This window comes from Streptomyces monomycini (assembly GCF_022271435.1).
Classification (GTDB): domain Bacteria; phylum Actinomycetota; class Actinomycetes; order Streptomycetales; family Streptomycetaceae; genus Streptomyces; species Streptomyces monomycini.
Genome location: NZ_JAFIQY010000028.1, coordinates 26335 through 48459, shown reverse-complemented (window position 1 = coordinate 48459; position 22125 = coordinate 26335). Strand labels below are relative to the sequence as shown.

Here is a 22125-nt window from a genome sequence, read left to right as displayed (position 1 = left end):
TGACACCGTAATGGCGAGCGAGAAAGAGCTTCGCGAATATCTCAAGCGCGCCACAGGCAATCTCGCCGTGGCCCGGCAGCGCCTGCGCGAGGCCGAGGCCGACCGGCACGAGCCGGTCGCCATCGTGTCGATGAGCTGCCGCTACCCCGGCGGCGTCGCGTCCCCCGAGGACCTGTGGCGGCTCGTCGACGACGGCACCGACGCCATCGACGGCTTCCCCACGGACCGCGGGTGGAACCTGGACGACCTCTACGACCCGGACCCCGACCAGGTGGGCAAGAGCTACACCCGGCACGGCGGATTCCTCTACGGGGCAGCCGAGTTCGACCCCGAGTTCTTCGGCCTCAGCCCCCGCGAGGCCCTCGCCACCGACCCCCAGCAGCGCCTCCTGCTGGAGACGTCCTGGGAAGCCTTCGAACGGGCCGGCATCGTGCCCCAGTCATTGCGCGGAAGCCGCACGGGTGTCTTCGCCGGGGTGATGTACAACGACTACGCCTCACGGTTGTCGCCCGTACCGAAGAGCTTCGAGGGCTACCTCGGCTACGGCAGCGCGGGCAGTGTGGCCTCGGGCCGGGTGGCCTACACCCTGGGCCTGGAGGGCCCGGCGGTGACGGTGGACACGGCCTGCTCCTCGTCCCTGGTGGCCATGCATCTGGCGATCCAGGCACTGCGCAACGGCGAGTGCACCCTCGCCCTGGCCGGTGGTGTGACCGTGATGGCCACACCCAACACCTTCATCGAATTCAGCCGCCAGCGAGGCCTGTCCCCCGACGGCCGCTGCAAGCCCTTCTCCGCCGACGCCGACGGCACGGGCTGGAGCGAGGGCGCGGGACTCGTCCTGCTGGAACGCCTTTCCGACGCACGGCGCAACGGCCGCCCCGTTCTCGCCGTCATCCGTGGCAGCGCCGTCAACCAGGACGGCGCCAGCAGTCAGCTGACGGCGCCCAACGGCCCCGCGCAGCAGCGCGTCATCCGCCAGGCCCTGGCCAGCGCCCGTCTCCAGCCGGGTGATGTGGACGCGGTCGAGGCGCACGGTACGGGCACCACGCTCGGCGACCCGATCGAGGCCCAGGCGATCCTGGCCACGTACGGTCAGGAGCGGTCCGAGGAGCAGCCGCTCCGGCTGGGCTCGTTGAAGTCCAACATCGGCCACACCCAGGCCGCGGCGGGCGTCGCCGGCGTCATCAAGATGGTCATGGCCATGCGTCACGGCGTGCTGCCCAAGACCCTGCACGCCGGCGAGCCCAGCCCGCACGTGGACTGGAGCACGGGAGCAGTCTCCCTGCTGACGGACAACACCCCGTGGCCCGTGGCGGAGGACCGGCCCCGCCGCGCCGCCGTCTCCTCGTTCGGCATCAGCGGCACCAACGCCCACCTCATCCTCGAAGAGGCAGCACCCGCTGAAGAAGCGGTGGATGAGAAGCCCGCGCAGGGGGTGCGAGATGTGCCCCTGCCGTGGATCGTCTCGGGACGCAGCGAAGCGGCGGTACGGGAACAGGCCCGTACGCTGCACCAGCGGCTGACGGAGCTGCCGGAGGCCACGCCGGCCGAGGTGGGTCATGCGCTGGTGCGGACACGCACGCAGTTCCCGCACCGCGCGGCCGTGGTGGGAGCCGACCGCGAAACGCTGATGACCGAGCTGGCGGCACTGGCTTCCGGCGACGGCACGGTGGAGCGCGCGGCCGGTGAACCGGGGAAGCTGGCGTTCCTGTTCTCGGGGCAGGGGAGCCAGCGGGCGGGGATGGGGGCGCAGCTTTACGCCGCGTACCCGGCGTATGCCGACGCGTTCGATGAGGTTGATGCGGCCTTGCGGGCGGAGGGGCTGGGCTGCTCGCTGCATGAGGTGCTGGGTGACGCGGAGGCGCTGAAGCGTACGGAGTATGCACAGCCTGCCCTCTTCGCGTTGCAGACCGCGCTGTTCCGGCTCTGGGAACACCTGGGCGTACGGCCCGCCTATGTCGCCGGGCACTCCATCGGAGAAATCGCCGCAGCCCACGCCGCCGGCATCCTCAGCCTGTCGCACGCTGCGCGCCTGGCCGTCCAGCGCGGACGACTGATGCAGCAGCTGCCCAACGGCGGCGGAATGCTCGCCGTACAAGCCGACCAGGAAACCGTCCAGCCGCTGCTGGAAGCCGCCGAGGGAGTCGTCGCGCTCGCCGCCGTCAACAGCTCACACTCCGTGGTTCTCTCCGGTGACGAAGACACCCTGACAGCGCTCCAGAGCGAGTTCGAAGAGCGCGGCATCCGCACCCGGCCCCTCACCGTCAGCCACGCCTTCCACTCCCCCCACATGCAACCCATGCTCGACGACCTGCGCGCCGTCACCCAGAGCCTGGACTTCCACCCCGCAACCCTTCCGCTCATCTCCACCCTGACGGGACAGACCGCCACCCACCACGACCTCGCCCACCCCGACTACTGGACCGACCACGCCCGCAACACCGTCCGCTTCCACCACGCCCTCACCACCCTCCACGAACACAGCACCACCGCCTACCTCGAAATAGGCCCCGACACCAGCCTCACCACCCACGCCCAGCACACCCACCCCGACGCTCCGAGCGCACCCTCGCTGCGCAAGAACCAGCCCGAACCCCATGCCCTCACCACCGCCCTCGCTCACCTCCACACCACTGCCACTACCACTCCTGACTGGCACCAGCTGTACAACACCACCCCCCATTTCGACCTCCCCACCTACCCCTTCCAACGCCAACACCACTGGCTCGCCGCCCCCGCCACCCCCGGCAACCTCACCGCAGCCGGACTCACCGACGCCGAACACCCCCTCCTCGGCGCGGCGGTGGAATTCGCCGACGGGCAGGGTCAGATGTTCACGGGGCGGTTGTCGCTGGCGGCCTACCCCTGGCTCGCCGACCACGCCGTGCAGGGGTCGGTGCTGCTGCCCGGTACGGCGATGGTCGAGCTGGCGCTGCTGGCGGGTGTCCGGCTGGGGACGCCGGTGGTGGAGGATCTGACGCTGGAGGCCCCGCTACGGCTGGACGGCGTCGAGGTGGACGTACAGCTCGCCGTCGGTCCGCAGGAGGATTCCGGGCGGCGGCCCGTGCGGCTGTACTCCCGCAAGGCCGAGGGCGCCGAGTGGGTCCGGCACGCCACCGGCACGCTCGCGCCCGTACCGCAGGACACCGTGATCGACTCCGGCCGGACCGGTGCCGCCTGGCCTCCCGCCGGGGCGGACGCGATCCGGACCGACGATCTCTACGAGCGGCTGGCCGAGCACGGCTACACCTACGGTCCGGCGTTCCAGTGTCTGCGGCGTGCCTGGCGGCAGGGGGACGAGCTGTACGCCGAGGTACGGCTGCCCGGGGAGGCGGCGGGTACCGTCGCGTCGGACGACGAGGGCCTGTTCACGGTGCATCCGGCGCTGCTGGACGCCGCGCTGCACGTACTGGCACTGGAGTCCCTGCCCGAGGCGGGCGAACCGGCCGTGTTCCGGTTGCCGTTCGCGTGGAGCGACGTCCGGCTGTTCGCCGCGGGTGCGACCGGGCTGCGGGTGCACCTGGCGTGGACCGCGCCCGACACGGTGGCGCTGACCGTCTCCGACGAGGCCGGGAACCCCGTACTGACCGTCGGGGCCCTGGCGGTGCGTCCCTTCTCGGCCGAGGCACTCACGGCCGCACCGACCTGGCCCGACGGCCTGCACGGAGTCGATTGGACGCCTCTGCCGGCCCCTGCCGCGACGTCCGCGGAAGCGCCTGCGGCCGTGGGTAACGATCCCTGGGAACTGGCCGGAACGGGCGCGCGCTACGCGGAGTTGTCCGCCGTGCCCGACGGTGTCCCGGCGGTCCTGGTGTCGTACGCCACGGAGCGCGGCGAGGAGGTTCCCGCGGCGGTGCACCGGATGACCGCCGAGGCGCTGACGACCGTCCAGGAGTGGCTGGCCGGGGAGCGGTCCGATGCCGCCCGGCTGGTCGTCGTGACGTCCGGTGCCGTGGAGGCCGGTGAGGGCGACCGGGTGCGGGACCCGGCGGCCGCGTCCCTGTGGGGTCTGGTGCGTTCGGCGCAGACCGAGTACCCGGGGCGCTTGCAGATCGTCGACATCGACGGCAGCGCGGAGTCCCGTGCGGTGCTGGCGACCGCTCTGACCCGCGGTGAGCCGCAACTCGCTCTACGGCGAGGGCAGTTGTACGTACCTAGACTGGTCAGGCTGGGCAGCGGCCGGGACCAGTTGGTGCCGCCTTCCGGCGCCGAGAACTGGCGGCTCGACGTCACCGCCAAGGGAACGCTGGAGAACCTGGCGTTGGTGCCGTGTGAGATGCCGCCGTTGGAGCCCGGCCAGATCCGCATCCGCGTCCACGCCAGCGGCCTGAACTTCCGCGACGTCCTCATCGCCCTGAACATGTACCCCGGCGACGACGCCGTCATCGGCGGCGAAGCCGCCGGCATCATCACCGAAACCGCCCCCGACGTCACCACCCTCCACCCCGGCGACCGCGTCTTCGGCCTCTTCCCCCACGCCACCGCCACCCACGCCACCACCGACCACCGCCACGCCACCCACATCCCCCACCACCTCACCTACACCCAAGCCGCCACCCTCCCCGTCACCTACCTCACCGCCTACCACGCCCTCCACCACCAAGCCCACCTCCAACCCGGCCACAAAATCCTCATCCACGCCGGCACCGGCGGCGTCGGCATGGCCGCCATCCACCTCGCCCACCACACCGGCGCCGAAGTCTTCGCCACCGCCCACCCCACCAAATGGCCCACCCTCCACCACCTCGGCCTCGACAACGACCACATCGCCAACTCCCGCACCACCGACTACGAACACCACTTCCGCACCACCACCAACGGCCACGGCCTCGACACCATCCTCAACACCCTCGCCGGCGAACACACCGACGCCTCCCTCCGCCTCCTCCACCCCGGCGGCCACTTCCTCGAAATCGGCAAAACCGACCCCCGCGACCCCCACACCATCGCCACCCAACACCCCCACATCCACTACCACACCTTCGACCTCCAAAACGACACCACCCCCGACCACATCCACCACCTCCTCACCCAAATCCACCACCACCTCACCCACCACCACATCCCACCCCTGCCCACCACCACCTACGACATCCGCCACGCCCCCCAAGCCTTCCGCCACCTCCAACAAGCCCGCCACACCGGCAAACTCGCCCTCACCCACCCCCAACCCCCCAACCCCCACGGCACCACCCTCATCACCGGCGGCACCGGCACCCTCGCCACCCACACCGCCCGCCATCTCGCCACCCACCACGGCGCCGGACACCTCCTGCTCGTCAGCCGACGCGGACCCGACGCCGAAGGCACCGCGCAGCTCGTCGAAGAACTCGCCGCACTCGGCGCCCACGCCACCGTCGTCGCCTGTGACGTCACCGACCGCGACGCCCTCGCCCGCCTCCTGGCCGACATCCCCTCCGAACACCCCCTCACCACCGTCGTCCACACCCCCGGCGCCCTCCACGACGCCCCCCTGCACACCCTCACCCCCGAACAACTGCACCGGGTACTGCGGCCCAAGGTCGACGCCGCCTGGCACCTGCACGAGCTGACCCGCGACCTGGACCTGAGCCACTTCGTCCTGTTCTCCTCGGTCGCCGGCACCCTCGGCAACGCGGGCCAGGCCAACTACGCCGCGGCCAACGCCTTCCTGGACGCCCTCTCCCAGCACCGGCGCGTCGAGGCCCTGCCCGGTACGTCCCTCGCGTGGGGCCTGTGGGGCGAGGAAAGCGGGATGACCGGCCACCTGGACCAGGCCGCCCTGTCCAGGATCAGCCGTACCGGGGTCGTCCCCATGACGCCGGAGCAGGGGCTGGAACTGCTGGACGCCGCCCTGGCCACCGGACGGCCGGTGGCCGTACCGGCTCCGCTGAACCTGTCCGCGCTGCGCCGCCAGGCCGACGCCGGGTCCTTGCCGGTCCTGCTCAGCGGCCTGGTCCGGGCTCGGCTGCCGCAGGTCGCGGCCGGCGCCGCGGGCACCACGGGCGCCCCCTCCGGCGACGCACCGCTCGCCGCACTGGCGGGGCTGCCGGCTCCCGAGCGGAAGCGGGCGCTGCTGGACCTGGTACGGACCCATGTCGCGAAGGTGCTCGCCCACGCCGAGCCCGAATCGGTCGAGGCCGAGCGCCCGTTCAACGAGATCGGCTTCGACTCCCTGACCGCGGTGGAACTCCGTAACCGGCTGGGCGCGGCGACGGGCCTGCGGCTGTCGGCGACCCTGATCTTCGACCACCCCACCCCGGCCGCGCTCGCCCGGCACCTGTTCGACCTGCTCGACGACCGGCCGGAGCCGGCGGCTCCCGCAGCTGTGCGGAAGGCCGCGGGCACTACTGGGGACACGGCCGACGCGGGTGACGAGGCAATCGCGGTGGTGGCGATGAGCTGCCGTTATCCGGGCGGCGTCGCCTCGCCCGAGGAGCTGTGGCAGCTGCTGGCCGACGGGGTCGATGCCATCGCGGAGTTCCCGGCCGACCGTGGCTGGGACACGTCCGGCCTCTACGACCCGGAGCCCGGTACGCCCGGCCGGACGTACACCCGGCACGGCGGCTTCCTCTACGACGCGCCGCTGTTCGACGCCGAGTTCTTCGGTATGAGCCCGCGTGAGGCGACCGCTGCCGACCCTCAGCAGCGGCTGCTGCTGGAGACCTCCTGGGAGGCGTTCGAGCGGGCCGGCATCGACCCGGCGACCCTGCGCGGCAGCGACACCGGTGTCTTCGCCGGGACCAGCTCCCAGGACTACACGGCGCTGCTGGACGCCGCTCCGGAGGAATCCGGCGGCTACCGGCTGACCGGCAGCTCGGCCAGCATCATTTCCGGCCGGGTCGCCTACACCTTCGGGCTGGAGGGTCCGGCGGTCAGCGTCGACACGGCGTGCTCCTCGTCCCTGGTGGCCATTCACCTGGCGGCCCAGGCACTGCGCAACGGCGAGTGCTCGCTCGCCCTGGCGGGTGGAGCGTCCGTACTGGCCACGCCGACGCTGTTCGTGGAATTCAGCCGGCAGCGGGGGCTCGCCGCCGACGGCCGCTGCAAGGCGTTCTCCGCCGACGCCGACGGCACCGCCTGGGGCGAAGGCGTCGGCATGCTCGTCCTCGAACGCCTCTCCGACGCCCAGCGCAACGGACACCCCGTGCTGGCAACCATCCGCGGCAGCGCCGTCAACCAGGACGGCGCCAGCAACGGACTCACCGCGCCCAACGGGCCGTCCCAGGAACGCGTCATCCGCCAGGCACTCGCCAACGCACGCCTCCAGCCCGGCGACGTGGACGCGGTCGAAGCACACGGCACGGGCACCACACTCGGCGACCCCATCGAAGCCCAGGCCCTCCTCGCCACGTACGGACAGGAACGGCCCGAGGACCAGCCCCTCCACCTCGGCTCCCTCAAATCCAACATCGGCCACACCCAGGCCGCCGCAGGCGTCGCCGGCGTCATCAAGATGGTCATGGCCATGCGCCACGCCACCCTCCCCAAAACGCTCCACATCACCGAACTCACCCCGCACGTGGACTGGAGCTCGGGAGCGGCGCGTCCGGTGGCCGAGACCACGCCCTGGCCGGAGACCGGACGTCCCCGGCGAGCAGGCATCTCCTCCTTCGGCATGAGCGGCACCAACGCCCACCTCATCGTCGAACAGGCACCGGAAGCACCGGAAGTACCGGAAGTACCGGCACTTGAGGCCCCGGCCGTGGACGGCACGGCGGCACCGGCTCCCGGGGTGGTGCCCTGGCTGCTGAGCGGCCGCTCCGCCGAAGCGCTGCGGGCGCAGGCCAGGCAGCTGCTCACCCACCTCGAAGCGGTCCCCGATGCCCCGGACGGGGATGTCGCCCACGCCCTGGCGACGACCCGCGCGGTCTTCGAGCACCGTGCGGTCGTGGTGGCGGCGGACCGGCAGCAGGCGTGCGCCGGGCTCGCCGCGCTGGCGGCGGACGGGCCGGCGCCCATGCTGACGCAGGGCCTCGCCGCATCCGGCCATCAGCCGGTCTTCGTCTTCCCCGGGCAGGGGTCGCAGTGGGCGGGCATGGCCCTGGAGTTGCTGGAGAGCTCCGCGGTCTTCCGCGAGCGGATGCGGGAGTGCGCGGAGGCGCTGGCCCCGTACACCGGCTGGGACGTGTTCGACCTGCTGCACGGCAAGGACGGCGCGACGATGGACACCGCCGACACCGTGCAGCCCGCCCTGTTCGCGGTGATGGTGTCGCTGGCCGCCGTCTGGCGTGCGTACGGTGTCGAGCCGGCCGCCGTCATCGGCCACTCCCAGGGGGAGATCGCCGCGGCCTGCGTCGCGGGGGCCCTCACCCTGGAGGACGCGGCCTGCGTGGTCGCCCTGCGCAGCCAGGTTCTGGACGCCCTGCGGGGACGCGGGGGCATGCTGTCCGTACCCCTGCCGCAGGCGGAGGTGGCGGAACTCCTCCAGCACTGGGACGGCCGGCTGTCCGTCGCGGCGGTCAACGGCCCGCGGTCGACGGTGGTCTCCGGCGACACCGACGCCCTGCACGAGCTGCATCAGCGCTGCACCGAGCGGGACGTACGCAGCAAGGTGATCCCCGTCGACTACGCCTCGCACTGCGCCCAGGTGGAGGACGTCCGCGAACGCCTGGCCGAGGTGCTGGCCTCCGTCTCCGCGCGGCCCGCGGACATCCCGTTCTACTCGACGGTCACCGCGGGCGGGACCGACACCACCGGACTGGACTCCGACTACTGGTTCCGCAACCTGCGCGGGACCGTGCGGTTCGAGGAGACCGTCCGCGCGCTGGTGGCCGACGGCCACCACACCTTCATCGAGATCAGCCCGCATCCGGTGCTGACGACGAGCCTGCGGGAGACGGTGGAGGAGCTCGACATCCGCGGCGGCGCCACCGTACTGAGTACGCTGCGCCGCGACGAAGGGGGCCCGGCCCGGCTGCTGTCCTCGCTGGCGGAGGCCCATGTCCGGGGCCTGCCGGTGAACTGGACCGCGGTGTGGCCGAGGGGCCCGCGCAGCGCCTGCGACCTGCCGACGTACCCCTTCCAGCGGAGCCGCCACTGGGTGCGGCCGGCCGCGCACCGGACGGAACCCGCACAGCTGGGACTCCGGACGGCGGGCCACCCGCTGCTCGGCGCGGCCCTGCCGCTGGCGGACGGTGCCGGCCTGGTTCTCACCGGCAGCCTGTCGCGCACCACGCTGCCCTGGCTGGCCGACCACCAGGTGGCCGGTACCACGCTGCTGCCGGGGACCGCGTTCCTGGAGCTGGCCCTGCACGCCGCCGAGGAGGCGGGCTGCCCGGGCGTCGAGGAACTGACCGTGCTCGCCCCGCTGACGCTGTCCGACGAGACCGCCGACGTCCAGCTGACCGTCGGCGCCCCGGACGAGGACGGGCTGCGGCCCTTCCAGATTCACTCGCGTCCCGGAAAGGCCGACGCCGACCAGCCCTGGACCCGGCATGCCACCGGCACCCTGGGCACGGCGGACCGCGCCATTTCAGAGCGGACGGAGCAGGCGCTGACGGAGTGGCCGCCGCCGGGCGGTGTCCCGGTGGCGCTCGACGGGCACTACGCCACCCTGGCGTCACTGGGATACGAGTACGGACCGGCCTTCCAGGGACTCTCGGCGGCATGGCGTGCGGGCGAGGACCTGTACGCCGAGGTCGCGCCGGCCGAGGAACTGGCGGAGGCGGACACCTCCGGGCTGCACCCGGCCCTGCTGGACGCGGCCCTGCACGCCCTCGGCCTGGACGCTGCGGAGGCGCAGGACGGCGTACGGCTGCCGTTCGCCTGGCACGGTGCCCGCCTGTACGCCCGGGGCGCCCGGGCGCTCAGGGTGCGGCTCCGGCCCGCCGGTGCGGACGCGGTGGCGCTGACCGTCTGTGATCCGGCCGGGCAGCCGGTCGTCTCGGTGGAGTCGCTGGTCCTGCGGACCGTCGAACCCGGCCGGCTGGCCGGTGGCCCGGACACGTCCGACGCGATGTACCGCGTGGAGTGGACCGCGGTGTCCGAGCCGTCCGGGAGCCCCGAGCTGTCCGGGGACGACAGCCGTTGGGCCGTGGTGGACTCCCCGGCCCTGGCCGATGCCCTCGGTGCCGAGTCCTGCGCCACCCTGCGGGAGGCCGCCGACTCGGTGCCCCACGTGGTGGTGGTCGAGGGCCTCGCGTACGGCGACGGTGACCTCACCCCGGCCACGCACGAAGCGACGCACCGGGCCCTCGGCCTGATGCAGGAATGGCTCGCCGACGAGCGGTTCGCCTCCTCGAAGCTGGTGTTCCTGACCCGCGACGCGGTGGCGGCGGCACCGGGCGACCGGATCGGCGACCTGCCGCACTCCGCGGTGTGGGGGCTGCTGCGCACGGCCCAGTCGGAGCATCCCGGGCGCATCGTGGTGATCGACCTCGACGGCAAGGGGGAGGTGTACGGGAAGGTCCGCGCCGCCGTGGCCGCCGGCGAGCCGCAACTCGCCGTACGGTACGGAGAGTTGTCGGCGTCCCGGCTCGTACGCGCGACGGTGTCCGAGAGCCTGGAGCTGCCGTCCGGAGCATGGCGTCTGGAGAACACCGCCAAGGGAACGCTGGAGAACCTGGCGTTGGTGCCGTGTGAGATGCCGCCGTTGGAGCCCGGCCAGATCCGTATCCGCGTCCACGCCAGCGGCCTGAACTTCCGCGACGTCCTCATCGCCCTGAACATGTACCCCGGCGACGACGCCGTCATCGGCGGCGAAGCCGCCGGCATCATCACCGAAACCGCCCCCGACGTCACCACCCTCCACCCCGGCGACCGCGTCTTCGGCCTCTTCCCCCACGCCACCGCCACCCACGCCACCACCGACCACCGCCACGCCACCCACATCCCCCACCACCTCACCTACACCCAAGCCGCCACCCTCCCCGTCACCTACCTCACCGCCTACCACGCCCTCCACCACCAAGCCCACCTCCAACCCGGCCACAAAATCCTCATCCACGCCGGCACCGGCGGCGTCGGCATGGCCGCCATCCACCTCGCCCACCACACCGGCGCCGAAGTCTTCGCCACCGCCCACCCCACCAAATGGCCCACCCTCCACCACCTCGGCCTCGACAACGACCACATCGCCAACTCCCGCACCACCGACTACGAACACCACTTCCGCACCACCACCAACGGCCACGGCCTCGACACCATCCTCAACACCCTCGCCGGCGAACACACCGACGCCTCCCTCCGCCTCCTCCACCCCGGCGGCCACTTCCTCGAAATCGGCAAAACCGACCCCCGCGACCCCCACACCATCGCCACCCAACACCCCCACATCCACTACCACACCTTCGACCTCCAAAACGACACCACCCCCGACCACATCCACCACCTCCTCACCCAAATCCACCACCACCTCACCCACCACCACATCCCACCCCTGCCCACCACCACCTACGACATCCGCCACGCCCCCCAAGCCTTCCGCCACCTCCAACAAGCCCGCCACACCGGCAAACTCGCCCTCACCCACCCCCAACCCCCCAACCCCCACGGCACCACCCTCATCACCGGCGGCACCGGCACCCTCGGAGCACTCCTGGCCCGGCACCTGGTCACTCAGCACGGTGTCCGGCACCTCCTGCTCGCCGGCCGACGCGGACCCGACGCCGACGGCGCCGCGCAGCTGTCCACCGAACTCACCGCCCTCGGTGCCCAGGTCACCATCGCCGCCTGCGACGTCGCCGACCGCGACGCCCTCACCGGCCTGCTGGCCGGCATCCCCTCCGAACACCCCCTCACCACCGTCGTCCACGCCTCCGGTGCCCTGCACGACACCCCCCTCCACACCCTCACCCCCGAAGAACTCGACCACGTCCTCCGCCCCAAGGCCGACGCCGCTCTCCTGCTGGACGAGCTGACGCGCTCGGCGGACCTGGACGCGTTCGTGATGTTCTCCTCGGCAGCCGCCACCGTCGGTTCGCCGGGCCAGGCCAACTACGCGGCGGCCAACGCCTTCCTGGACGCCCTGGCGCACCGGCGCCACCGCGAAGGCCTGCCCGCCGTCTCGATGGCCTGGGGCCTGTGGGAGGACGCCTCGGGGATGACCGGGCACCTGGCGGACACGGATCACGGCCGGATGGCGCGCGGCGGCGTCCGCCCGCTCGCCGCCGACACCGGTCTGGCGTTGTTCGACCGGGCTCTGACCGGCGCCGATCCGGTGGTGGTACCCGCCCTGCTGGACACCGCCACCCTGCGCGAGCGCGCCGCGGCCGGCACCTTGCCGGCGCTGCTGACGCGCCTCTTCCGGGCCCCGGTGCGCCGGGCGGCGCAAGCGGGCGGCGCGGCCCCGGCGGCCGGCTGGGACCGCAAGCTGGCGGCCCTGCCGCCGGAGGACCGGCACCGCGCACTCCTCGACCTGGTCCGGGCCCATGTGGCCACGGTGCTCGGATATCCGGATCCGGGCACGGTGGACGACCAGCGTCCGCTGAAGGACGCCGGCTTCGACTCGCTGACCGCCGTCGAACTCCGTAACCGGCTCGCCGAGGCGACCGGGCTGCGGCTGCCGACGACCGTCGTCTTCGACCACCCCACTCCCGAGGACCTGGCCCGCCATCTGCTGGCGCGGCTGCTGCCCGAGGAGCCGTCGGTGCCCGACCCGGCCTTGGCCGAACTGTCCCGTGTCGAGGCGGTGCTGGCGGGCGCAGTGCCCGTCGACGACGCCGTACGGCGGGAGGTCGTCCAGCGTCTGGAGACGCTGGCCGCCACCTGGGGCCGTACGCCGGAGCCCGCGCGGCGCTCGGCGGCCCAGGAGATCGCGGAGGCCACGCCGGACGAGCTCTTCGCCCTGATCGACAACGACTACGGCCCTTCGGCCCCCTGACGCCGGCCCGGCCGACGCCGGCAAGGAGAACACCACGATGACCAACGAAGAGAAGCTGCTCGCCTATCTGAAACGGGTGACGGCCGACCTCCAGGAGACCCGGGAACGCCTGCGGGAGACGCGGGAGGCGGCCTCCGAACCGATCGCGATCACCGGCATGAGCTGCCGTTTCCCGGGAGGTGTGGACACCCCGGAGGAGCTCTGGCGCCTGCTGGAGTCGGAGTCCGACGCCATCAGCGCCTTCCCCGGCAAGCGGGGCTGGGACCTGGAGGCCCTGTACCACGCCGATCCGGACCACAAGGGCACCACCTACGCCACCGGCGGTGGCTTCCTGCACGACGCGGGTGACTTCGGGGCCGACTTCTTCGGCATCAGTCCCCGCGAGGCCACCGCGATGGACCCGCAGCAACGGTTGCTGCTGGAGCTGGCCTGGGAGTCCTTCGAGGGCGCGGGCATCGTGCCGGCGACCCTGCGCGGCAGCCGTACGGCCGTCTTCGCGGGCGTGGTCGACCAGCGTTACGGGCCGCCGCCGCACGAGGCTCCGGAGGAGTCCGAGGGCCAGCTCATGACCGGTACCGCCAACAGCGTGGCTTCCGGCCGGGTCTCCTTCACCTTCGGGCTGGAAGGGCCGGCGGTGACGGTGGACACGGCGTGCTCCTCGTCCCTGGTGGCCATTCACCTGGCGGCCCAGGCACTGCGCAACGGCGAGTGCACCATGGCCCTGGCCGGCGGTACGACGGTGATGGCCACCCCCAGCACCTTCATCGAGTTCAGCCGTCAGCGCGGGCTCTCCCCCGACGGCCGCTGCAAGGCGTTCTCCGCCGACGCCGACGGCACCGGACTGGCCGAGGGCGCGGGGCTGTTGCTGCTGGAGCGGCTGTCGGACGCCCGGCGCAACGGACGCCGCATCCTGGCCGTGATCCGCGGCAGCGCCGTCAACCAGGACGGGGTGAGCAACGGGCTCACCGCGCCCAACGGGCCGTCCCAGGAACGCGTCATCCGCCAGGCACTCGCCAACGCACGCCTCCAGCCGGGAGATGTGGACGCGGTCGAGGCACATGGCACCGGCACCACGCTCGGCGACCCCATCGAAGCCCAGGCGCTCCTCGCCACGTACGGGCACGAGCGGCCCGGGGACCGGCCGCTCCACCTGGGTTCACTGAAGTCCAACGTCGGACACACGCAGGCCGCCGCGGGCGTCGCCGGCGTCATCAAGATGGTCATGGCCATGCGCCACGGCGTGCTGCCCAAGACACTGCACGTCAGCGAGCCCACCCCGCACGTCGACTGGGACGCGGGCGCGCTCTCCCTCCTCCGCGCCGCCACCCCCTGGCCGGCCGAGGAGGACCGGCCCCGCCGCGCCGCCGTCTCCTCCTTCGGCATCAGCGGCACCAACGCCCACCTCGTCCTCGAACAGGCACCGCCCGCCGACGGCACGGCGGACGGGCCGCCCCCGCAGGACGTACCCCTGCCGTGGATCGTCTCGGGGCGCAGCCGTACGGCCGTACGGGCCCAGGCGCGCCGTCTGCACCGGTACCTGCTCGACCGGCCCGAGGCCTCGGCCTCCGACATCGGACTGTCCCTGGCGGCCACCCGGACCCACTTCCCGCACCGCGCGGCCGTGATCGGGCGGGACCGGAAGGAGCTGGCCGGCGCTCTGGAGGCGCTGGCGCGGGACCGCGGAAGCTCCTCGGTGGTCCGGGGCACCGCCGCGGGCGCGGGCGGGACCGCGTTCCTCTTCTCCGGCCAGGGCAGCCAGCGGCCGGGCATGGGAGCCGGGCTGAGCGAGGCGTTCCCGGTCTTCGCCAAGGCCCTGGGCGAGGTCTGCGACCATCTGGACGTCCATCTGGACCGTCCGCTGCGGGACCTCCTCTTCGCCGCGCCGGACAGCCCGGAGGCGGCGCTGCTGGACCGTACCCGCTACACCCAGCCGGCGCTGTTCGCCCTGGAGACGGCGCTGTACCGGCTGCTCACCCACTGGGGCGTCATCCCGGACCGGCTCATCGGGCACTCCGTCGGGGAGCTGACCGCCGCGCACGTGGCCGGTGTCCTCGACCTGCCCGACGCGGCGGCGCTGGTGGCCGCCCGGGCGCGGCTGATGGACACGCTGCCCGCGGGCGGAGCCATGATCGCCGTGGAGGCCGAGGAGGACGAGGTCCGCGAGCGCCTGGCGGGACTGGCGGAACCGGTGGACATCGCCGCCGTGAACGGTCCCCGGGCACTGGTGCTGTCCGGTGAGCGGGAGGCCACCGAGCGCGTCGCCGGTCACTTCCGGGAGCTGGGACGGCGTATCAAGCCGCTGCGGGTCAGCCACGCCTTCCACTCACCGCTGATGGAACCGATGCTGGAGGAGTTCCGGGCGGTCGCCGGGACGCTCACCTACCACCCGCCGTCGATCCCGGTGGTCTCCAACGTCACCGGCCGGCCGGCCGGGGCCGAGGAACTGTGCTCCCCCGACTACTGGACCCGGCACATCCGCGCGGCCGTCCGTTTCCACGACGGCCTGCGCCGGCTGAGCGAGGACGGTGTGACCACCTACCTCGAACTGGGGCCGGACGCCGTGCTGACCGCCCTCGCCCAGCTGTCGCTGCCCGCCGGGCAGCACGTGTTCGCCCCCGTCCTGCTCAAGGACCGGCCCGAGGCCGAGCGCCTGGTGGACGGTGTGTCCCGGGCGTGGGCGAACGGCACGGAGGTCGACTGGGACGCCGTCTTCCCGGGCGCCCGCCACATCGAGCTGCCTCCGCACGCCTTCCAGCGCCGCCACTACTGGCTGCCCTCGGCCGCCGCACGCGGTACGCGGCGGCCGGACGGCGCCCAGGCGGGGTTCTGGGACGCGGTGGCCCGCCAGGACCTGGCCGGGCTGGCGGAGTTCCTCGGGCTGGAGGAGGAGCGCCGGTCCGCGCTGAGCGAGGTACTGCCGGCCCTGTCCGCCTGGTGGCTCCGTACGGCTCCGGAACCCGCCGCCGAACAGGAGGAGCTGCCCGGCCGGACGGCGGACGCCGCCAAGCAGCGGCAGCTGGCCGAGAGCCTGGCCGGCTCCACCGTCGCGGAGCAGGAGCTGGCCCTGCTGGAGATCATCCGTACCCACTCGGCCGCCGTACTGGGGCACGCGGAGCCGGGGGCCGTCGCGGCGGACGCCCGGTTCATGGATCTGGGGTTCTCCTCCTTCACCGCGCTGGACCTGCGCAACCGACTGTGCGAGGACACCGGGCTGCTGCTGCGGCCGGTCGTCGTCTTCGACCACCCCACGCCGGTGTCCCTCGCCCGATACCTGCGCACCGCACTCGGTGCGCGGAACGACCAGGAGTGACTGATGACTTCGAACAACACCCGGCGCACGGTGGTGGTCTGCGGGGCGGGCCCGACCGGGCTGATGCTGGCCGCCGAACTCCGGCTGGCCGACGTGGACGTGGTGATACTGGAGAAGCGGCCGGGCGGCACCGACGACCGCGAATCGCGGGCGCCGGGCGTCTACGCGCGCACGGTCGAGATCTGGGACCAGCGGGGCATCCTGGAGTCCTTCACCGGCAGCCGCACGGGCCGGTACAGCCACTTCGCGCTGCTGCCGGTGGGTGTGGACCTGGGCGTGCTGGACAGCCCGCACGCGGTCATGCTGCTGCCGCAGGCCCGCATCGAGCGGGTGCTCGCCGAGCGGGCGGCCGCGTTGGGCGCGGAGATCCGGTACGGCCATGCGGTCACCGGCCTGCGGCAGGACGAGGAGGCCGTCGAGATCGAGGTGACGGGTCCGGACGGCCCGTACCTGCTGCGGGCCGCCTACGCCGTGGGCTGCGACGGGGGGCGCAGTACGGTCAGGGCGCTCACCGACGTGGACTTCCCCGGCACCGACGCCACCGCGGACGTGCTGCTGGCGGACGTCTCCGGCATCAGCCGCGACCTGCCCGGCCTCAAACTGCACCCGTTCCCCTTCGTCCGTACCGGGCGGGGCTGGATGGCGGTCTCGGCGGTGGCCGTGTCGCCCTCGGGCGAGGACGTCCTGCGGTTCATCATCGGCGACTCCTCCCGGCCGCCGGTGCGGCGCGCGGAGGCACCGAGCTTCGCGGAGGTGTGCGAGGCGGCGGCCGCGGTCGCCGGCATCGACCTGTCCGGTGCGACGCCGCACTGGGTGAGCCGGTTCGGCAACACCACCCGGCAGGCGGCGCGTTACCGCATCGGGCGGGTGCTGCTGGCCGGTGACGCGGCCCATGTGCACCCGCCGTTCGGCGGGCAGGGGCTCAACCTCGGGGTGCAGGACGCCGTGAACCTGGGCTGGAAGCTCGCGGCCGAGGTCCACGGCCGGGCACCCGCGGGCCTGCTGGACAGCTACGAGCGCGAGCGCCACCCGGTGGCCGCCCGCGTCCTGCTCAACACCCGCGCCCAGAACGCGCTGATGGCGCCGGGGCCCGACATCGACGCGCTGCGCACGGTCTTCGCCGAGTCCCTGGAGGCGCCGGAGGTCAACGAGCGGCTCGCCGGGGAGCTGAGCGCGGTCGACGTACGGTACGACCTGGGCGACGCGCACCCGCTGGTGGGCATGCGGATGCCGCACCGCGAGCTGACCACCCCGGACGGGCGCGGGACCAGCACCCTGCGGCTGCTGGAGCGGGCCCGGGGCGTCCTGCTGGACCTGAGCGGCGATCCCGGTCTGAAGGGCGCGGCGGACGGCTGGGCGGCCCGGGTGGACACGGTCGCCGCCACCGTCACCGCAGTCGCCGCCACGGGCGGTACGGACGGGCCGCACGGTACGGAGGACGACCTGGCCGCCGTACTGATCAGGCCGGACGGCCATGTCGCCTGGGCCGCGCCCCGCAACCGCCCCGTGGACCTCCGGGCCCTGGAGGCCGCTCTGCACCGCTGGTTCGGCCCGGCCTCCGCCGCCGACGCCCGGTGAGCGGACCCGCCGCACCCCCTGCCGAACCCCCTGAACCAACCGCATTCCCCACCCCGCGTTTTCCCGTACCGAGAGGAACCGACATGCCGCTGATCGACCCCTTCACCGCCGCCGTATCGATGTGCTCCGCCTGCGCGGCCAGCATGGACACCGAGCCCGCGACCGTGACGGAGGAACCCTCCGACGACTGCTTCACCCTCACCGGCCTGAGCGAGACGGTCGACCTCGACTACCGGGCCGTCGAGGAGTCCGGCTTCCACGCGGGTGACCGCAGCACCCACACGGACGAGTTCTTCGACGCCGACGGCGCCTCGGTGGGCCATCTGCTCGGGCACAGCTGGAAGGTCCTCAAGCAGGCCGACGGCCGGCTGATGGCGTTCTACCGCGAGGAGATCGACCTGCCCGACGGGCAGATCCAGACGGCCGGCTGGATCGATGTGAACGCCATCCTCGCCGGGGAGTGGCAGGCGCTCCACGCGGTGGGGACCGGCGGCCGGTTCCTCGGCAAGGTCGGGGTACGCGAGCTGCGCAGCGAGGTTCTCCGGAAGCGTTTCCGGGCAAACCTTGTGTTGTGCGGTGCGGTGAGCCGCTGAGTTCCCGGGGGCGGCGGTGCGCCGCCGCCCCCGCTCGCTCCCGTACACGGCACGCCCGTACGTGGCACACCACCGGCTCCGTACTCCGTACCGAACCATGTGGTTCGGTCCGTACCCGTACCGCATGCTTTGCCGCGGTTCATTGACCGTCTTGAGCACGGCTGGCTACGTTTTCACCAGTCGGTCCGGGCACGGCGCGAAACGGCGCCGCATTCTCCGGCCAGAAACTTGGAGTAGCACGTGCGGTACAGGATTCTGGGAAAACTTCACGTCATGCACGACGGCGAGCCGGCCTTCCTTTCGGCCCACAAGAAGGAGGTCATCCTCGCGGCGCTGCTGGCGAGAGCGAACCGTGTGGTGCCGATCGACGAACTCATACCGGAAATCTGGGGTGACCGGTCACCGCTGCGGGCCACCACGACCGTACACGTCCGTATCTGCGAACTCCGCAAATTTCTGCGCTCGTGCGGAATGCCGGAAAGCCCGGTGATCACGCGCTCGCCCGGCTACTTCATCCGCGTCGAGCCGGGTGAGCTGGACGCCCAGGTCTTCGCCGGCCTCGCCGCGCGGGGGCAGGAGGCGTCGCAGGCCGGGCGGCACCACGAGGCAGTGGAGGCGCTGCGCGGCGCCCTGGACCTGGTCGGCGAGGACTCCCTGGTGGGGCTGCGCGGCGGTCCGATCGTCAACGGTTTCGCGAACTGGCTCGACGAACTGCGGCTGTCCTGCACGGAATCCCTGCTGGAATCCGAGCTCGCGCTGGGCCGCCACCGTGACACGGTCAGCCGCCTGCAAACCCTTTTCGCCCAGCACCCTCTGCACGAGGCGTTCCACCGTCAGCTCATCATGGCGCTGCACCGCTGCGACCGCCGGGCCGACGCGCTGCGGGTCTATCAGCTCGCCCGGAACATTCTCCAGAAGGAACTCGGCCTGGAGCCGTGCCTGGCGACGCGGCGCGTTCACCATGCGGTGCTCACCGCGGACGAGGATTTCCACGCGAAGGCGGCCGCGTAACCGTATCGGGCTCCGGCGGAATGTCCGCCGGGACCGAAAGGCGCGGCATTCCCGGGGCGGACGGCCGGCCCTTCTCCAGCTGGTGCAGCGCCTCGGCCAGACAGGACCGCCCGGAGACGTTCAGCTTCCGGTACACGGCGGTGAGGTGCTTCTCCACGGCCCGCTGGGTCACCCCGAGTTCCGCCGCGATCTCGCGGTTGCTCAAACCGCGGGCGGCCAGCCGGGCGGCGGTGAGCTGCCCGCCGGTGGGCCCGGCGGGCACCGCGGCCCAGGCGGTGGGCGGGCTGCCGGTGCGGGCGGCGAGGTCCGGCACACCGCATTCTCCGGCGAGCACCGTGCCCTCGCGGAGCAGGGCGGTGGCCCGCCGGTCCCCTTCCCGGGCGCGCCGCCGGCCCAGTTCCAGCAGGGCCCGGGCCAGTTCCAGGCGGTTGTGCGAGGCGCGCAGCACCTCCACGGCCTCCGTCAGCAGGACGGTGCCGGGCGCGCCTTCGCTCAGGGTGCCCCGCACCCTGAGCGCCCGGCCGAGTGCCGCCGGGGCCCCCCACGCCCGGGTGCGGTCGCACGCTTCCCGGGTCAGTTCGTCGGCGGCCGCCCGGTCGCCGAGGCGGTGCAGCGCGAGAGCTGCCAGGGAGCGCCAGGGGAAGAGGGCCGAGTCGTGCCATCCGGCCTGTTCCAGGCGCCTGCCGCAGGCGAGGAAGTGGTCGGCGGCCGCCGCCGGGTCGCGTCGGAGCCAGGCCTGCTGGCCCCGCAGCATCCGGTGGCTGACACCGCGGTAGACATCGGTGACGTCCGGGCTCTCGGGGCCGGCGCCCTCGTCGACGAGACGGTCGCACAGGCGGGCGTCCATGGTCTCGATGGCGACCATGGACAGCGCGATGGTGGCCGCGGTGTTCGACGGCCAGCAGTCGACGGCCAGTTGCCGCGTCTCCAGCGCGAGTGCCCTGGCCCGCGTCATGTCCCCGGAAGACAGCAGCACCAGGGACCGGCCGGTGCCCGCCATCACCCTGGGCACCAGCGCGTTCTGTTCCACGGCCCGGTCCAGCAGGGTCTGCGTCCAGGCCGGCAGGTCCTCCAGCGCGTCCGCCGACAGGAGGATGAGGAGCAGCAACGGCAGCGTGGTGTACGTGACTTCGGGTACCGGTGGCTCGTGGGCCAGGATCCTGCGGGCGAGCCGCAGCGTGTCCGCGCGCGTGACCTGTCCGGCCGCCATCGCGTCGTGCAGCATGACGGTCGCCAGTTCGCGTTCCGCGACCGTCGACAGGCGCGGTTCGGGCCCCAGGTCCCGCAGCCGCCGCACCGCCCCCGCCAGGCGTTCCGGGGTGGTGGGCTCCGCGCAGTGCAGGCGGGCCCGCAGCCGCAGGGACAGCTGGTGCTCCACCTCCTCCGGGGCGCCGGGGACCAGGGCGGCCTCGACCGTGCGCAGCAGGTCGGCCGTCTGCGGTGGCGCGGTGTCGAAGACGGGCGGTGAGATGCGGGTCAGCGCCACGGCCCGCTGTCTGGCCGAAGGCAGCAGGGGCACCGCCTGCGACGCGTGGCGCGCGGCCATCCAGGGGTCGTAGACGCGTTCCACGCCGGCCAGGTCGACCAGGACGGCGGCCCGGTCCTCGCCGTCCGTGGACGTCTCGCGCAGGGACCGCCGCAGGTAGCACACCGCCTCTTGCGGCGCGCCGCGGTCGAGGGCGGCTTCCGCCGCGGCACGCAGCACGGTGACGGCCCACCGCCCGTCGCGGGAGGTGTCCGGGTGCGCGGCCATCAGGCGGGCCGCGACCTGTTCGGCGGGGTGTCCCGTACGGTGCAGCAGCACCGCGGCGTCGCCCATGAGCCGGTGCAGGTCCGCCGCGGCGACGGTCTCCCGCGCGGCTTCGAGGACGACCTGGTGCAGGAAGGCCGGCGGGCGGCCGTCTGTGTGCGGGGCGAGCAGGCCCAGCCCGCGCAGGGCCCGTTCGGCGACGGCGCAGCCCACCGGGTCCAGTCCGGCCAGCGTGCCCACCAGTGACCGGTCCGCCTGTTCGGCCAGTACCGCGAGGGCTGTGGCGAACTCGGTGAGGGGCGACGGCAGTTGTCTGATACGCAGGGTGAGGTGGTCCCTGAGCGGGGGCGGGCAGACCCGGGCGACGGTCCCGGCGTGTTCGGCGGACGGCCGCAGGCCCGCTCGGTGCAGCTCGTCGCCGAGGTGGACGGTGAGCATCGGGTTGCCGCCGGCGGCACGGTGGCAGGCGTCCGCGAACGCCTCGTCCGCCGGTTCGCCGAACTGCCGCTCCACCATGGCTCGTACGGCCTGCCGGGACAGCGGGCGCAGCCGTAGCACCGTCGCACTGCTCTCCAGGACGTCCCGCACCAGCGGGGTGGCGCCCCGGGGGTCTCCGTCGGCGAGGGTGGCCACGACGGTGACGGGCCTCACCAGGGGGCGCTTGGCGACGTACGCGAGCCAGCGCAGCGACGCCTCGTCGGCCCAGTGCAGATCGTCCACGGCGATCAGCAACGGCGCGTCCGCGGCGATGTCCTCCACCTGGGCGCGCAGTCGCCGCAGTACGGGGTGGGGTACCGCCTCCTCCGGCGACGCGGGGTCGTACAGGAGGCGGCCGTCCGCCTGTGCGGGCTCGAAGAGCTGGTGGACCACGCCGAGGGGGAAGTCCCGTTCCGACCAGGCGGCGTCGGCCCGCAGTACGCGTGTCCCGCTGTCCTCCGCCCGTGCCGACACCTCGTCGAGCAGTTCGCTCTTGCCCGCGCCGAAGCCGCCGACGACGACGGTGAGGGGGCTGCCCGCCCCGGTGGCCGCGTCCGGCGTGCCGGTCAGCGCGCGCAGTTCGGCTTCACGTTCCAGCAGCACG

The 22125-nt window shown here is 73.0% G+C and carries 6 protein-coding genes; 5 read left to right on the top strand and 1 reads right to left on the bottom strand.

Annotated elements, in window-relative coordinates:
- Positions 1-10 precede the first annotated feature (10 nt).
- The 5 genes from JXZ78_RS26810 to JXZ78_RS26790 all read left to right on the top strand — a co-directional run bounded on the left by JXZ78_RS26810 (position 11) and on the right by JXZ78_RS26790 (position 19294).
- Complete coding sequence (locus JXZ78_RS26810) at positions 11-12802, top strand: type I polyketide synthase (protein ID WP_238783398.1); 12792 nt, start codon at positions 11-13, stop codon at positions 12800-12802.
- 37 nt (positions 12803-12839) lie between these two features.
- Positions 12840-16112 carry a type I polyketide synthase gene (locus JXZ78_RS26805; protein ID WP_275128229.1) on the top strand — a complete coding sequence of 1091 codons (3273 nt, stop codon included), beginning with the start codon at positions 12840-12842 and terminating at the stop codon, positions 16110-16112.
- Positions 16113-16115: 3 nt separating this feature from the next.
- Entirely contained in the window at positions 16116-17690 is a 1575-nt protein-coding gene (locus tag JXZ78_RS26800) for an FAD-dependent monooxygenase (protein ID WP_030022709.1), read from the top strand.
- Positions 17691-17773: 83 nt separating this feature from the next.
- Positions 17774-18283 (top strand): allene oxide cyclase barrel-like domain-containing protein, encoded by a 510-nt coding sequence (locus JXZ78_RS26795; RefSeq protein ID WP_050502808.1) that lies wholly within the window; start codon positions 17774-17776, stop codon positions 18281-18283.
- A 273-nt stretch (positions 18284-18556) separates the two neighbouring features.
- The gene (locus JXZ78_RS26790) at positions 18557-19294 is read left to right on the top strand and encodes an AfsR/SARP family transcriptional regulator (RefSeq protein ID WP_078624525.1); all 738 of its coding nucleotides are present in this window, start codon (positions 18557-18559) and stop codon (positions 19292-19294) included.
- Here the strand turns inward: JXZ78_RS26790 and JXZ78_RS26785 are convergent.
- A complete protein-coding gene (locus JXZ78_RS26785) occupies positions 19254-22124 on the bottom strand; it encodes a helix-turn-helix transcriptional regulator (RefSeq protein ID WP_050502807.1) in 2871 nt (956 codons plus the stop codon). The genes JXZ78_RS26790 and JXZ78_RS26785 overlap by 41 nt on opposite strands.
- Position 22125: the final 1 nt, after the last annotated feature.

Coding starts and splice junctions, on each gene's coding strand:
- JXZ78_RS26810 (WP_238783398.1), top strand. CDS start 11: ATGGCGAGCGAGAAAGAGCTTCGCGAATATCTCAAGCGCGCCACAGGC.
- JXZ78_RS26805 (WP_275128229.1), top strand. CDS start 12,840: ATGACCAACGAAGAGAAGCTGCTCGCCTATCTGAAACGGGTGACGGCC.
- JXZ78_RS26800 (WP_030022709.1), top strand. CDS start 16,116: ATGACTTCGAACAACACCCGGCGCACGGTGGTGGTCTGCGGGGCGGGC.
- JXZ78_RS26795 (WP_050502808.1), top strand. CDS start 17,774: ATGCCGCTGATCGACCCCTTCACCGCCGCCGTATCGATGTGCTCCGCC.
- JXZ78_RS26790 (WP_078624525.1), top strand. CDS start 18,557: ATGCACGACGGCGAGCCGGCCTTCCTTTCGGCCCACAAGAAGGAGGTC.